We start from the raw sequence: 15,218 nt of genomic DNA, 5'->3' as shown, positions 1-15,218 counted from the left end.
AGGTCCGTTCGAATAAACTGAATTCCATGATTCTCCGGAGCCGGACAGAAACGAATCTTTACATCAGAGTTGGAAAAGATCCCAACCCCGGTGCATTCCAATGATCTGGCCAGCGTTCTCTGATTTCGAGTTCGCATCGCCCCTACTCCTTCGCTGACGGCATACTACATGAAGTGCTGAAAAAATCACAAAAAGGATGCAGGCGGGTCGGAACACCTGCACTGCATCCAATGAGAGGTTGATCAAAGCAATCGGATTAGCGCTGTTGAGTACCAGGTTTAGCAGGCCCGGTAGCGGATGCAGTTGGCTTGTAGCTTCGATTAAGGTAATCCAGAACGGACAGCGTGATGTCATCGTCGGCACGGTGGTAAACCACCTGGCGATTCATACCTTGAATCAGCTTCTTTGGATCATCAGTATCGAGATCTTCCCGATTAAAACGCATGATCAAAGTGTAATTGTAGATCTTGGCATACTTCTTGACGGTGTCTGTCACTTCCATGTAAATGGTGTGATAGATGCGTGACTCTTTCCGCAGGAAATCACGCTGAGCAACTTTACGAAACGCTTCAAAATCTGAAGCAGCCTGTGCCAGCTGTTTCTCGCGTGCTAAATACTCAGGACTTCCCTGTTTGAAATCCTGCATCTCTTTTTGCACGGCTTGAATCTGCTCAGCCATTGCTTTTGCTTTAGTATCACTATCCTGAATCTCTGTTTTCAACTCCTCGCGTAACGCCGTAAATTTTTCGTAATGTTTGAAAACATGGGCCATATCAATCAGGCCCACTTTGTGTTCTACTGCCTTTGCAGTAGCCGGCGCGGCAGTTTGTGCAGACGCTGTTCCATTGAAACAGGTTAAACAACCGGCGATGGTAATAACTGTAGCTGAAGTAAATATTTTTTTCACGACCGAAGCACTCCTTTGCAGAATGGACCACTCTCCATAGTGGTAATCAAACGAACTGAATTTTTTCTCTATTTGGTAACGAAGTTGACCCCAGCCTCTGGATGACAACTCGTAGTCAAAATCTCTTGAAAATGCTGTTTTATCTTGATTGGGCAGCTGTATTCATGTCATATGAAACACACTGATCCGACTGAGAGGTCGATAATTTTGCATAGTTTGAATTTTACGTCAATACGAAAAAGCAGGCTTTCACCTACTATTTTAAGACGAGAACCTGCATAAAAATTCCGCACAAGCGTTTTTCGAAGTAATTTACAGGACATAAACGCCTTTTTCGTACTCAATTCATTTTTTGGTCTTGCCTTAAATTTTCAATTCCATTATTAAACGCCCCTCTTTCAAAATCTCTATCTCTACCTATCCCTCATTCGAATCCAATTCGATTCGTGATTCAAAAACAATTCTGTTTACTCAATCACCTTCGACACCTCAATTAATACCTTTCAAATGGGCTGTTTAAAGTCAGCACGGAGGCTTATTTCCATGTGTCCCTTAGACCGCTGGATCCTGACACCTTTATTAATAACAGGGCTACTTCTTTGCCTTGCTGACGATGTTTATGCAATAAAACGCACATTTCCCTACGAAGCGGTCGTTAATGCAGACGAAGCGCTGGTAAGAAGCGGCAATGGAAGTCGTTATTATCCCACCCTCAAACTCAAAAGAGGCAGCCGCGTTACCGTCCATCGACACGATCCGGGTGGCTGGTTCATGATTACGCCTCCCCAGGGGAGCTTCAGTTGGGTGCGGGCTGAATACATTCAAAAAGTGGGCTCCGATCGTGGCCGGGTTACTGAAAATGGCGTCGTGGTTCGTGTCGGAAGTGCCTTTGGTGAATCCCGCGATGTCGAACAGATCCGTCTTTCCAAAAATGATGAAGTCACAATCCTGGGAAGCAAAAATGTGCCGTCAGAGTTTGGCAACGTATTGATGTATCAGATCAAACCCCCCGTTGGAGAATGGCGGTGGGTCGAAGGTCATTTGCTGCTTCCCACAGACCAGTATCAACCCGGAAAAAGTGCCCCTTCCCCAATCGATTCTCCGATTGCCAACGGCGGAAATGATCCATTTACTCAAAGCATCGCAAAAAATAATTCCCCTGCCCCTCAGCAGGAAATGATCAAAACTCCCACAGACGGCTCAGCTCGCCGCAGTGTTCCTGAAGAAGAACAGATTGCCGCTGCCAAGCAGGCCATCACAACCATTGATACCCAATTTCGGACCATGATTGAAGCAGAACCGACCGCCTGGGATCTGACTGCGTTAGAGCAGGACTACAAAACATTACAGCAGGAAATCAAACATCCCGCTATTGCCAGTAAAATTGACTTGAGACTCGAAGCCGTCCAACGCTATCGAAAAGTGCAGTCAGAATATCAGGATTTTCTCAAACTGGCAGAAGAGACCAGTAAGCGTGATGCAGAACTGGTTTCGATGGCTCCCGATCAAAATAAAACCAGTCGCTATCCCAGCCCGGAAACCATTACCGAAACTATCCCGGGAACAGGCAGCTTACTCCCCCCGACTCCCGAGCCTGCAATAGAAACAACGCAACCCAATCCACCGCTAACGCCACTCCCTCAGCCAAGCGCCCCTCAGCCTACGATTCCCCAACCAGGGGTCGTACAACAGCCTGCTCAACCCCAGTTCTCAGGAGCGGGCATTGTGCGGCGTTTAAGCAACGTTCGCCAAGGTATGCCAACCCATGCCCTGACTGCTCCCAATGGACAATTTCTCGCCTATCTGCAACCAGTGTCACCTCAAATCAATCTGGATGCCGCCTTGGGTCGATCGGTCGGAGTCACAGGCAAACGCGGGTTCCGATCCGATTTAAGGGCCGAATTCATTCTCGTGGAATCCATGATGCCAGTCCGACTGCAGGCTGCTCCGGTTCCTGGTCGATAAGTAATAACTCAACATCGCGACTCATTTAAAAAAGCCCTCTGCTCAAACTGAACAGAGGGCTTTATTTATCTTGGTAATAATCGGGCAGCTTACACCATTTCTTCCGTACCAGCGGCTTTAGCGACGTCTTGCTCGCTCACTTCCCGGGCGGCCTTGGGATCATCTTTGAACAGAAGCATAAAGATAATCATAATCACAAATGCTGCCGCGGTTGGATAAATCCAGAAATCTTCCCAGTTCTTCAGTTTGGCAGGCCCTTCGCCAGTAACAATCGCGTTGATTAAATTTCCACTGATCAAAGCCCCTACCAGCATCCCGACTCCCTGGGTCGCCAGAACTAAAAACCCTTGAGCCTGAGCGCGAATCGCAGGACCTGCTTTCTGGTCAACATAGATCTGCCCTGTCACAAAGAAGAAGTCATAACAGATTCCGTGCAGCAGAATCCCGGAAATGATCATCCAGGAAACCCCGTCAGAGGCACCTGCTGCGAACAAGGCATAACGGACCACCCAGGCAAACATGCCAAACAGCAGCATGCGTTTCACACCCAGGAACTTGAAAAAGAGCGGCATTAAGACCATAAACAGAACTTCTGACATCTGACCGAAAGACATTTTAAACGCAGGATTCTCAATACCCGCGTCAGCGACGAAGACTGGTGCGTAAGCATAATAGGCGGCTAAGGGAATGCAGATGAGTAATGAACTCGCCATAAAGACCAGAAAAGAACGGTCCTTCAAGAGGGCCAGCGAATCTAAGCCCAGAATATCGCGGACTGAGATCGCCTTTCCTTTAGAAGGAGGGGGAGTGTGAGGCAGCGTTAGACTGTAAAGCCCCATGAGAACGCCAGCTCCCCCCGCAACGAGGAGAGGCTTGGGAGTCATATCTGCTCCCATCACTTTACTGACAAGAATATTGGCACCAATCCAACCCAGTGTTCCGAAAACACGTACCAGAGGAAACCAGACTTCCTGATTCTTCAAATGGGAAAAGGCAATCGTATTTGTCAGCCCCAATGTTGGCATATAACACAGCATGTGCAACAAAAGCAGCAAGATGAATGTGGTACTTCCTTCCCCATTTTCGCCCACTACACTGGGAGCAAAATAGAGGACAACTCCCCCCAGAATCATCAGCACCGCGAGCACTCTTTCCGAAGAAAAGAAGCGGTCTGCGACCATACCCAACGCGAAAGGTGAAACAATGGCGGCGATCGGACCAACAGTATAGGCCCAGTAAATCGCATCTCCCATCCCGTTCGCACCCATGTAGTTTCCCACGGTAACGTACCAGGCTCCCCATACGAAAAACTCAAGAAACATCATGATTGAGAGTCGAATACCAATGGATAATGGTGATTGCTGTGATGACATATTGGGCGGGCCCTTCTTCTGATCTGTTGCTGAATACTGAGGCTTTCGGATCTTTAATCGGTACGATCATGTCCCGAAACCACAAATCAGGCAAGTATAAAGGGATTCACTCCCACGAATTTCTCTTGAATGATCGATGGCTGGACATGCAGCTTCACTCGTTTTCCGCCAGTCAGTTGGCGTCCTCTCAATTTCGCAACACGAAACGAGTTCCTCCTCAAAGCGTTCCCAAGCCTCATGGGCCACATACGACCACCATTTCGGCAAATTGCTTCACTGAATGGGTCCATGAAAAAACATCACATAACTAATTTATAATTAGAGACTTAAGAACATTTAACCACAAAGAATCAATTCTTTCTATTTTTTTCATATTACCTATATTTACATAATTGAAATAATCGGTACAATCCGTTTAATCCGAATAACTGATACAATCGGAACAGGCGGAACTCACTCTCACCTCACTCTCAATTGAACTGTCATCACTTTCTGAGAGGTCTGATCATGAATCTGTTAAATAATTTCTGGAGTGACGAAGCGGGATTGGTTATGTCCGCTGAGTTGGTTGTCTTGGGAACTGTTGGCGTCCTTGGTGCCACTGTTGGCATGAGTGCCGCTTCCACAGCCATCAATGACGAACTGATTGAATTCAGCCACGCCATTCGCAGCCTGGATCAAAGCTATCATTTTGAAGGACATCAAAGCTGCCGCGCCTGGACCGCCTCTTCTTCTTATCGACAGCAGGATGTCGAAATTTCTCTCGCTGATCTGTGCGGCCAGATCGAGCAGGCAGAACAGGCTGCTGGAGATCAGTCCAAACTCAAACGCAAGGCTCCACCCAAGTCCGAAGAGCTGCGAAAGAAAATGGAAGAAAAAAAGAAAACCATAAAGCAGAAGAAAAAAAATAAGCAAAATGAAGCGTAATCCATCTCGATTACCGGCAAACTACGATCCGTAAAAACAATCAGCCCTCTTTGAGTGAAATTTCAAAGAGGGCTGATTGCATATCGTATCTGTGTCAGCTCACTTATTTTGATTCCACTCATCGACCTGCTGTAAGACTCTAATCACAGCTTTCAACGGATCAAGTGCTTCTGCTTCAAACCGCCTGGAAATACGCGGATTATGAGGGGGAGAATAGGAACAGCTAAACAAAAACTCGTTCGGCCGAACTCCCGGTTCGAGACGATAATCCCTGATACCCAGCTCATTCAACTTTTGAACGGCGGCACTCCAGGTTGCCGGATCTCGACGTAACATCGTTTCTGCACGCACGCGAAACTGCTCATCCACCTCTTTCACTGCTGCCTGATCGGCAGGAGCAGACTGCTCAAACGGATTGCTCTCATTCCCAGCCTGCTGAATCCCCTGGTCAAAAGACGCCGTTGCATCCGGGCCGGCTTGCGCACCTTCGAAAGAAGCCTGTTGAATGGGATTGTTCCCGCGGGCCTGTTTTGGCAACTGATCCGAAGAGGTCAATTCGATCATTTTCTGATCCGCTTCGATTTTGGAGGGAGCCGTATCCAGTTCCCAGCCTTCCATTGCTCCAGCAGGTGGCAGCCATTGCTCTCGATTCGGGGAACCTTGGGGAGCAGCAGCCATTTTCTCAAAAGGACTCTTCTGGCCTGCCCGATTTTGATCAGACCGGGATCGACCTGCGAAATTTGCTTCACCCCTCAAATCAATTTCATGTGATGAGGAGTCGAATGCTATTTCTTCGAATTGCGATTTAGTAGATCCTTCACTACCACTACTGAAGAGATCATTTTCATTGAGAGAAGACTTTTTCACGGGTGCAATTTCCGGAATGCCGAATATGGCCAGCATCGGAACCGCGACCAGTGGGATCAGCATTAGAATTGTTGAAAAAAAGTCATTTGATTTGGAGCGCATTTGCGTTTCTCCTCCATGTTCGCAATCACGCTATCGGAAAATATCCGATTTGAACAATGGGAACACTCCTTGTTCTCAATGTTTGGGTTACCAGAAACCATCGTGGTCAACCACAAGCTTCTTCGTCAGGAATTGCCTTTTTTGTGTATTTGAACCGGCAAAACACTGATTCACGTCTTCCTGAGAAAAACATGCCGAGCCTGCAATCGCTCCCTCCGTCTGACTCAAGGGGACGAATCATACCGATTTACCTGAAAAGGAACAATTGGAGTTTCTAAAAATCTCCTCAATTAAGTAAATAAGTAAGTCCCAATGATTCCTTTGGATGATTTCGACCTTGCTTTATTGTAAAATAGACAAAAATACCCTAACACAAAAAGAACTCACAAATAACCAAATGTCAAAAGAGATAAACTAAAGAATCTGTCTTGACAATTTGTAAAAAAACAAGGAGAACTCGTCATCTAAGTAATTACGGTTTATCAATTAGTTCGATTAATAAAGTAGCGTTGGGCCAAATCACGGATAAGATTTGTTCTCGATAGTAATGTCTGAGACCGTATCATTTCACAATAGGGGATTCTTTCCGAAGTTCCCTTACATAGTGTCCATATTTCTTACTGGCTTTGAGACAGTTCTTGGCGTCAAAACTGAGTCCGAAGCAAGTGGATTTCGACAAAGGGAGTCACGAAATTCAATGGTAAAACACAACACTTACCAAACTAACAGCGTACTGGTCCGTCAGATGAAGAAGGCAGCTACTATCGCAGGGGTTCTCACCCTTACAGCGACTGCGTATCTGACACAGGTCAATTCATTGATGGCGGCAGCCCCCGACTCTGAACATGCACTCGATCCGGCAATTCGGCTCGCGATGCAGAGTTATGAAGGAACGTCTTCCATCAAAGACTTTGAAGCGACCTTCATCAAGCGGGAAAAAGTGGGACGCAAAATGCAGCCCACACATACAATGCAGATCAAATTTCGTGAACAGCCCTTAAGTGTGTATCTGAACTTCCAGAAGCCACATACCGGAAGAGAAGTGATTTATTTTCATGGCCGGAATGGAAATCAGATCCTCGCTCATGAAACTGGAATCAAAGGACTGGTAGGAACAGTCTCGCTTCAGCCAAACAGCCCCCAGGCAATGGATGAAAGCCGCTATCCGATTACAACCATCGGCATCCGAAAAATGCTGTTTCAGATTTTGAAGCAGTGGAATGAAGAACGGCAAGTTGATGCTGGAGTTGCAGTCAAATATTTCCCCGATGCAAAACTTGGCACCATGCAATGCAAAGTCCTCCAGACCAGCTATCCTGAACAAAAGCAGGGACTGCGTTTTCATATGACAAGATTGTATATCGATAAAGCAACCAATCTGCCTGTTCGGGTAGAGCAATATGACTGGCCGACCAAGCGAAATGCCACACCGGAACTGGTCGAAGAATACACTTATACCAACATCCGCACGAATTCCGGTTTGACGGATGCGGACTTCGATCCGAAAAACCCTGGTTATAATTTCTAAGCCAAATCAGATAAATTAACCTCTCTTACAAATAAAAAACCGAAGGCCGAGTTTTCGCCTTCGGTTTTTTATTACTTTGAGCCACCACAGAGCGGTTGCTTTTCCTCTCCCATAAGCCCCCCCCACACACACTAAGAAGTTGCAACTGCCTCTATCGCATTGATATAATCAGATATAACCATGCGTATTTGTCTGATAGATCTTTACCCGCCTGAAACGCAGAGAATCGATTTTGATTCAGCATTCCTTTTTCGATCGACTGATCAGATAAAACCACATTCTACTTTGATCTTTTATTTATTCCATGATTAACCAAGGAGCCCCAACATGAGTGAAGCGCCCAAGAATGTCTCATCCCGTCGCGAGTTTTTAAAGAATTCAAGTCGACTCGCAGCCGGGGCTTCTGTTTTGGCCGGGGCTGCGATCCCCCATGTTTACGCAGCCGAAGATAATACCATCAAAATTGCCTTGGTCGGATGCGGCGGTCGCGGAACAGGTGCAGCAGCTAACGCACTCTCGACCACCAGCGGTCCGATTAAACTGGTCGCCATGGCGGATGTTTTCGATAACCGACTGGAGACCAGTTATAACAGTCTCAAAAAATCGTTTGGTGACAAAGTCGATGTTCCCGAGGATCAGAAATTTATTGGCTTTGACGGATATGAAAAAGCAATCAGCTGCCTCAGCCCGGGAGACGTCGTTCTGCTGGTAACACCACCTGCGTTTCGCTGGGTGCAATTTGGATATGCCATCGAAAAAGGCATCAACGTTTTCATGGAAAAACCGATTACCGTTGATGGCCCCAGTACTCGCAAGATGTTTGAACTGGCTAAAAAATCGGAAGCGAAAAATCTCAAAGTCGGCGTGGGACTCATGTGCCGTCACTGTAAAGCACGACAGGAACTTCATGATCGCATCAAAGATGGGCAGATCGGCGATATCCTGGAACTGCGAGCCTACCGGATGGCAGGTCCCACAGGTTCTGCTGCAACAGGCCCAAAGCCAGAGAAAATGAGCGAGCTGCTCTATCAGATCCAAAGATTTCATGGCTTCCTCTGGGCCAGCGGTGGAGGTTTCAGTGACTTCCTGATTCATAACATCGACGAAAGCTGCTGGATGAAAGATGCCTGGCCCGTTCAGGCCGATGGTTCCGGCGGCCGCCACTATCGCGGCGATAATGTCGATCAGAACTTCGACAGCTACAGTGTGGAATACACGTTTGCCGACGGAACGAAAATGTTCCTCAGAGGCCGCACCATTCCCGGCTGCCGTCAGAAATTTGCGAGCTTTGCACATGGCACCAAAGGCCTGGCCGTCATCTCGACTTCGGCACATCATCCCGCTAAATCCCGTATTTACAAGGGGTATAATGAAACCGATGAAAATCTGCTGTGGGCCTATCCGCAGCCGGAACCGAATCCGTATCAAGTCGAATGGGATGACCTGATCAGCGCCATTCGTAATAACACGCCTTACAACGAAGTACAGCGCGGCGCCGAAGCCAGCCTCGTCACTTCGATGGGCAGAATGGCCGCTCATACAGGGCAAGTCGTGACCTACGATGAAATGCTGAACTGCGAACAGGAATTTGCACCTGACGTCGACAAGCTGACGATGGATTCGCCTGCTCCTGTACTGGCCCGCGCCGATGGCTCCTATCCGGTACCACTGCCAGGTATTTTGAAACGACGCGAATATTAAAATTCGCCGGTCAGCCTTCAGGTATGACCTAAAACTTCCACTGCCTGGCGGACTCCAAATTGACCTCGGAGTCCGCCGGGTAACGGAGTTTTCAAGTAGCTCATGCATCCATCTCATCCGCCCTTCGCTCTCCTTTGCGACATCCGATTTGATCCCCCTCAAATTTGCTTGACACATCCAAATCTTTCCGAATTTCTATTTTCCCCCCTGATTTTCTGCGTTTTTTGACAGCTTGACATAATCGCGATCCTCTGCAGAATGCGCTGCAAGAGTCGCGCGCACGAGCGAAAGTTTTCTCTCATCGCTGAAAACTTCTCATCCTGTGAATCGGGTCACTATAAAACCGTCTCGTTTTTCGTACCGCGAGGGTGAACCGACATCAGATATTCCATTCATTCACTGGTTTTTGCGACAACTTCAAACGGTATCAACAACAGATCAACGACAGGCCCCAGCCACTTCATCAGCTTCCACAGTGACGCTGTTTCCATTCACTGGAGAAACTCTGCTTGACCCCCTCACGCCCTTCATGATGATGTACCGCTGTCGTCACGTAACATAGAACCTGTTCCAGCAGAAAGCACCCCCATCCAATTCATGGCAGCACCCCCTGATGCAACATCCTATCCGATATCACCCGACACGCAGTAACTGAATCAGCAGCACTCCTCCCGGTTTTCATCGGTTAAAAATCCACGGCTGAAAGCGTTCGGACACAAGGGTCACACTTTTATAAACAGTGATCTCACTTCACTTAAGGAAACGCAGCGCACCGCCGGAGAAAACGTGACCGGAAGCCGGCATCGCAAAATCCTTGCCTGGGCGCTTTCACAACTCGAAAAACAGCGCCAAAAAGAAAAATTGACAAAATCGGGAGAATTCCACAATCAATGATTGCCTTTTTGAGAAATCAGCTGTAGATTCTCTTTTATGTGGGTTTTTTACCCAATTGATCTTTGAAAACTAGTTGATTGTGGGTTACCCGCCCAGTACAATACTGACTCGGCTCTCAACTGTTGAGATTCGAGATACGTGTCCCCCTTTTGCAGGCTGGCCATGAGCGGCGAAACATTTATTACGGGAGAAACGAAGCGAACGGTCGATGACCGGTTTCGTATTTCACTTCCCGTAGAAATGGCTCAAGCCATTACCGACGAATCCGGGGAGACGATGCTGACCAAGGAACGTGCAGGATGTCTCAGCCTCTGGAAGGCTGCCGACTGGCAAGTCCGGCAACAGCAGGGTGTGGATCTGATTAAACAAAAGATCCAGGCACACCGTCTGGAAAATCGGTGGGATGAAGTGCAACGGCTGGGGCGATTACTGTCGACCAGAAATCGTACCATCCAATTGGCAAACCGATCTCGCTGTACGATTCCGGAAGGCTTTCGCGAGTTTCTGGGCGTTCAACCAAATCAGGACGTCATGATTATCGGCGCAGTCATCTGCGTTGAAATCTGGAATCCGGTCGCCTGGCAGAATCTGCTCGAGCAGGATATGCCTGAATTTGGAACACTCTTTAAAGAACTCTCTGGTTAACCCACCAACTGACAACAATACACATTGTTCTTCAGCGTCTTTGACTACAGGAAAAGTGAGCGACTCATTCAGTATCCCCATCACATCCGATATCCCTAAAGGCTTAAATTCCATGGAAGGTCTTTTTGGCACGGATGCCGTTTTCTTTTCTTAGGTCAAATACGTTTCCCCATTCTCAATCTCAGGCAATTTTGAGAATGGGGATTTTTTATGCGCCGACCCAAGCCCGGATCAATCAGCAGAGGAGACTTCGTCTGCCAGAAGTTTCGCGAATTTTCTGCCTGTCACAGACAGCGGATAGTCTGCAAGTTCGCTGACCGTCACCCATTGATAGGCAGACTGCCCCTCGTCTCCTTCGCCAGCAGCAACAGCGCGGCTCGCCTCAGCCGACTCAACCTGCGCCACAAAACAGAGCAGACGAATCTTATAGCGGGTCACACTATGCCGAATCTCAGCTGCAAAACGCCGAACCGCTGCCCGGACCCCTGCCTTTTCCATTAAATACGCTTCCAGACGGGGAATCACCGCTGCCGATAATCCCGCCGGAATCTCAGCCTCGTATTTCTGCCACTGAGCTTCATCGGCAAACAGCCGTTTTTGCCCGTTTGATTTTTTCCGAACCACTGCAGGATGCGCGCGACCATTCATTTCTTCAAACGTCAAACGGGGGAAATCCCACAAACCCGCCCAGCGTTCTCCCGGCATTCGCTGGCGTATCATCACCTTCTCCCCCGCGAAGACGGCAATACTGGCATCCGTCAGAGGCGTAATTTCGGGACGCGCTTTCGGCAACGGTATCTGATGCTGCCGCTGCTTGAGAAATGCTTCACACCCCGCGCTGGCAGGACAGACATCACATTCCGGATTTTGAGGCGTGCAGATCAGACTGCCCAGGTCCATCAGCGCCTGATTAAAAACACCCGGCGACTTGCGCGGCAGGATCAACTCCGCAAATTCCCACAACTGATTTTGCCCCCCCTTCGAGCGGGGATCTTCCTCAAGCCCGATCAGCCGCGAGTAAAGCCTTAACGTATTCGCCTCGACAATCGGAGCCGGCTGGTCATAAGCAAACGAACAAATGGCTCCCGCCGTATAACGGCCGATTCCCGGCAGCGCCTGCAACGCTTCCACCGTCCTAGGAAATACGCCCTGAAATTCCTCAACGAGCATTTTGGCCGCTTTATGGATATTCCGCGCGCGGCTGTAATAACCGAGCCCTTCCCAATGCTGCAGCACTTCACTCTCCTCGGCTCTCGCCAGGAGCTGCACATCGGGAAAACGATCCATAAATTTTTCAAAGTAGGGAATGACGGCCGCCACCACGGTTTGCTGCAGCATGATTTCACTGATCCAGACCGCATAAGGGTCATTCAGCCGCCGCCAGGGCAAATCGCGCTGGTGAGTCGCATACCACGACAATAACTGCCGACGAAATCCCCGCCGCCGTTTTGTATCAAATAACGCATCCAGCTCAGACATGGAATCCCAGCGAACGAACTCTTAAACCGGTGAGAGAAAACGGAAATCAAACATTATTGAGGTGCAGCGTAACGATGTGTTGGCACGGGTCTGCCCGGACGAAAACTTTGTGTCTGACGAAACTCCAGCTTCGCATTCAAGGTCTTCGCACAACTCTGCAACACAGCCATGACCTGCTCTTCCAATGCATCCGGATCACAGGCCACACGCGCATTCACGATCAGATCCACCTCGTTCACCGTGCAGTCGGAAGCCAGTGACAATTTGGGTTTGCTGTCATTACTCACCAGATTCGCCACACCAAAAAAACCTTCCCACAAACCGATGGTCTTGAGATGCGCCGTCTCGACTCCCTTTTCTTTGAAGGAAACCTGCAACTGCGAAATGACATCCAGTAATAACTGATCCAGCGAAAAGGCCGTTTCGGATGAGACACGCACGCTGCTGTTCAACCAGCCCAGCTCCGCTTCGCCCTCTGCGTAAATGTCATAATCAATGTCGAGAATCTTACTCCCGAAATCGCCATCCTGTTCCAGAAACTCAATCAAGCCCTCAAAGCCTTCTCCAGTCAGCGCGGAGGTCCTGAGTACCGGGGTTCCCGGAAAATTCTCGTCAATCAGCGTTGTGAGTTCATCCACTTCTTCCGTCGACAGTTCATCAATGCGATTAATCAGAATCAGATCCGCTTCTTCCAGTTGTTTTTTCAGAATGTAGGCCGCCTTCGGAGAAAACCCGGAGCCTTTGTCATTTTTCAAAATCTTCTTACCATGACTGGGCTTCATCAGCACGGCGTAAGGGTGAATCGAAAACTCGGCGTCAAACAGGCGCTTGATGGGTTGAATCACCGTCGCCACCAGATCGGTACAACTGCCGACCGGTTCTGCCAGAATCACATCCGGTTTTGATTTTGCCCCCAGCTCTTCGATCGTCTCCATCAGCGCATTAAAGTGACAGCAGAAACAGGCCCCTGCCACTTCGCCGACATGCAGCCCCTGTGAACGCAGCGCATTCGTATCTACCAGATCCGCAGCTTGATCGTTAGTCACTACCCCCACATTCAATCCCTGGTCGGTATAATATTTTGCCAGTCTGCCCAGGGTCGTGGTTTTTCCAGCGCCTAAAAAGCCGCCTACCATAATAAATTTGATCTGATGTGACATGCTCGACTCACTCACTAATGGAAGTTGCTTTTGGGACTACAATTATCTAAACCTGCCAACCCGCCCCGGTCGCCGTTCGCAAAAGTACGCTATACATAGTTTACTCAAACATTCTTAAGTACAATACTACCTCGTTCACGAATTCCGATTTCGTCCATAAAAACCAAATTCAGCTATCGAAGCTTATGAACAGTTTATCCCAAGAAAAACCTGCCATCCTGGGGGGAACCCCCTGTTTTCCAGCAGGTCCCCCTGAGTGGCCTTTTCCGGATCAGGCGGTCAACCAGGTTTTACAGGAGACGCAACAAACCGGCTCCTGGGGGAAATATCAGGGGCCGTATTCAGAGCAGTTACAACAGGAACTTGCTGCCCTGCATCAGAAGGAAGAAGTGATTCCCTGCTCCAGCGGAACGGTCGCCGTCGAACTTGCTCTGCGAGGGCTGGGCATCGGAAAAGGGGATGAAGTCATTCTGGCCGCCTATGACTTCGAAGGAAATTTTAAAAATATTTTGACGGTCGGCGCCACGCCGATGCTGGTTGACGTCGACAGCAGGAACTGCAATCTGGATATCAGCCTGCTGGAACAGGCGATCACAAAATCTACCAGATGTATCCTGGTCTCCCACCTGCACGGCGGTCTGGTCCCCATGCAGACGGTGTGTGATCTGTCAAAAAAAAGAGGGATTCCCGTTATTGAAGATGCCTGCCAGATACCGGGCGCCCTGATTGAGGGGCGTTTTGCCGGCAGTGGCGGTGATATCGGCATCCTCAGTTTTGGTGGCAGCAAATTACTGACGGCAGGACGAGGTGGAGCATTATTGACCTCTTCACCACAAATCGCTCAGCGGGTCCGGCTCTATTCCTACCGCGGAAATGAGGCCTATCCTCTGACAGAGCTGCAGGCGGGTTTGCTCATTCCTCAGCTAAAGTCACTGCAGAAGCACAATCAAACGCGTCGCGAGAACGTGAATCACCTGCTGCTGCAACTTGGGAAAAACTCCGGGCTGACAGGTCTGGTCAATGCAGAGCACATGAATACCGATTCGTCGTGCCCCGGTTATTACAAATTAGGCTTCCTGTATCACCCCGAACTCTTTGCAGGCGTGTCCCGGGAGCTGTTCTGCCAGTCAATGCAAGCTGAGGGAATTGCCCTGTATCCGGGATTCCGGGCATTACACGCCATTCACAGTCGCAGACGTTTCAAACAGGCCGGTGAGCTGCCAATCGCGACTGCCTGCGATCACAGCCTCGTTGTATTGCATCATCCGATCCTGCTGAAGGATCAGAAAAATATGGATATGATCGCCCGGGCAGTAGTTCGCATTCGCCACCATGCGGACGCAATCGCTCAAATCGCAAACCCGAGTTCAGATTGACCGTAGCACGTCTCCACGCCCATTGAGACCGGGCAGCATGAAAGAACCTCTGTGGCGGTTTCGTTGATTGTTTGCTGTCGGAGACGCATCACGGTCTACATAAAAAAAGCAACGGTGATTCAGTTGAATCACCGTTGCTTTGAATTGACCCCAAGGGGATTTGAACCCCTGTTTTCGGGATGAAAACCCGATGTCCTGGGCCTAACTAGACGATGGGGCCAATGCGAAAGAGTAATCTAAGGTTTCCGTCGGATAAGTCAAGCGGACGACGTAAACAGAATCCATCTTCTCTAA

The 15,218-nt window shown here is 48.9% G+C and carries 12 protein-coding genes and 1 tRNA gene; 6 read left to right on the top strand and 7 right to left on the bottom strand.

The annotated features are described in order from the left end of the window. On the bottom strand, positions 1 to 137 hold a 137-nt coding region (locus tag Q0294_RS12530; RefSeq protein ID WP_299465659.1), incomplete at its 3' end, for a UDP-3-O-acyl-N-acetylglucosamine deacetylase. 119 nt (positions 138 to 256) lie between these two features. Beyond that, complete coding sequence (locus Q0294_RS12525; protein WP_299465656.1) at positions 257 to 907, bottom strand: OmpH family outer membrane protein; 651 nt, start codon at positions 905 to 907, stop codon at positions 257 to 259. Positions 908 to 1,450: 543 nt separating this feature from the next. Between Q0294_RS12525 and Q0294_RS12520 the strand changes: the two genes are divergently transcribed. Continuing rightward, a complete protein-coding gene (locus Q0294_RS12520; protein ID WP_299465653.1) occupies positions 1,451 to 2,872 on the top strand; it encodes a hypothetical protein in 1,422 nt (473 codons plus the stop codon). Positions 2,873 to 2,961: 89 nt separating this feature from the next. Here Q0294_RS12520 and Q0294_RS12515 read toward each other — a convergent pair whose 3' ends face one another. Next, positions 2,962 to 4,245: a nucleoside permease gene (locus Q0294_RS12515; protein WP_299465650.1), complete on the bottom strand. Its 1,284-nt coding sequence runs from the start codon at positions 4,243 to 4,245 to the stop codon at positions 2,962 to 2,964. Positions 4,246 to 4,752: 507 nt separating this feature from the next. Here Q0294_RS12515 and Q0294_RS12510 point away from each other — a divergent pair. After that, positions 4,753 to 5,172 (top strand): hypothetical protein, encoded by a 420-nt coding sequence (locus Q0294_RS12510; protein ID WP_299465647.1) that lies wholly within the window; start codon positions 4,753 to 4,755, stop codon positions 5,170 to 5,172. A 99-nt stretch (positions 5,173 to 5,271) separates the two neighbouring features. Here Q0294_RS12510 and Q0294_RS12505 read toward each other — a convergent pair whose 3' ends face one another. Then, entirely contained in the window at positions 5,272 to 6,141 is an 870-nt protein-coding gene (locus tag Q0294_RS12505) for a hypothetical protein (RefSeq protein ID WP_299465644.1), read from the bottom strand. 745 nt (positions 6,142 to 6,886) lie between these two features. On the opposite strand from Q0294_RS12505, the gene Q0294_RS12500 reads away from it, so the two are divergent. The 3 genes from Q0294_RS12500 (at position 6,887) to Q0294_RS12490 (ending at position 10,909) form a co-directional block, all read left to right on the top strand. Beyond that, on the top strand, positions 6,887 to 7,669 hold the full coding sequence (locus Q0294_RS12500) for a DUF1571 domain-containing protein (protein ID WP_299465640.1): 783 nt from the start codon (positions 6,887 to 6,889) through the stop codon (positions 7,667 to 7,669). A gap of 327 nt (positions 7,670 to 7,996) precedes the next feature. Continuing rightward, positions 7,997 to 9,370, top strand: a complete 1,374-nt coding sequence (locus Q0294_RS12495) for a Gfo/Idh/MocA family oxidoreductase (RefSeq protein WP_299465637.1) — start codon at positions 7,997 to 7,999, stop codon at positions 9,368 to 9,370. A 1,056-nt stretch (positions 9,371 to 10,426) separates the two neighbouring features. After that, positions 10,427 to 10,909 (top strand): division/cell wall cluster transcriptional repressor MraZ, encoded by a 483-nt coding sequence (locus tag Q0294_RS12490; protein ID WP_299465634.1) that lies wholly within the window; start codon positions 10,427 to 10,429, stop codon positions 10,907 to 10,909. Between the two features lie 231 nt (positions 10,910 to 11,140). On the opposite strand, the gene mutY is transcribed toward Q0294_RS12490, so the two are convergent. Together mutY and Q0294_RS12480 are read right to left on the bottom strand one after the other, a co-directional pair. Beyond that, on the bottom strand, positions 11,141 to 12,388 hold the full coding sequence (mutY, locus tag Q0294_RS12485; RefSeq protein WP_299465632.1) for an A/G-specific adenine glycosylase: 1,248 nt from the start codon (positions 12,386 to 12,388) through the stop codon (positions 11,141 to 11,143). Between the two features lie 53 nt (positions 12,389 to 12,441). After that, entirely contained in the window at positions 12,442 to 13,548 is a 1,107-nt protein-coding gene (locus Q0294_RS12480) for a GTP-binding protein (RefSeq protein WP_299465629.1), read from the bottom strand. A gap of 185 nt (positions 13,549 to 13,733) precedes the next feature. Here Q0294_RS12480 and Q0294_RS12475 point away from each other — a divergent pair, with 185 nt between their 5' ends. Continuing rightward, a complete protein-coding gene (locus Q0294_RS12475) occupies positions 13,734 to 14,924 on the top strand; it encodes an aminotransferase class I/II-fold pyridoxal phosphate-dependent enzyme (RefSeq protein WP_299465626.1) in 1,191 nt (396 codons plus the stop codon). Positions 14,925 to 15,069: 145 nt separating this feature from the next. Here the strand turns inward: Q0294_RS12475 and Q0294_RS12470 are convergent. Then, positions 15,070 to 15,144, bottom strand: a tRNA-Glu gene (locus Q0294_RS12470). Positions 15,145 to 15,218: the final 74 nt, after the last annotated feature.

The sequence above is a fragment of the uncultured Gimesia sp. genome (assembly GCF_937919775.1).
In the GTDB taxonomy this organism is placed as follows: Bacteria; Planctomycetota; Planctomycetia; order Planctomycetales; family Planctomycetaceae; genus Gimesia.
Note: the sequence above shows the minus strand (reverse complement) of the source record. Positions and strands in the feature narration are given on the sequence as shown.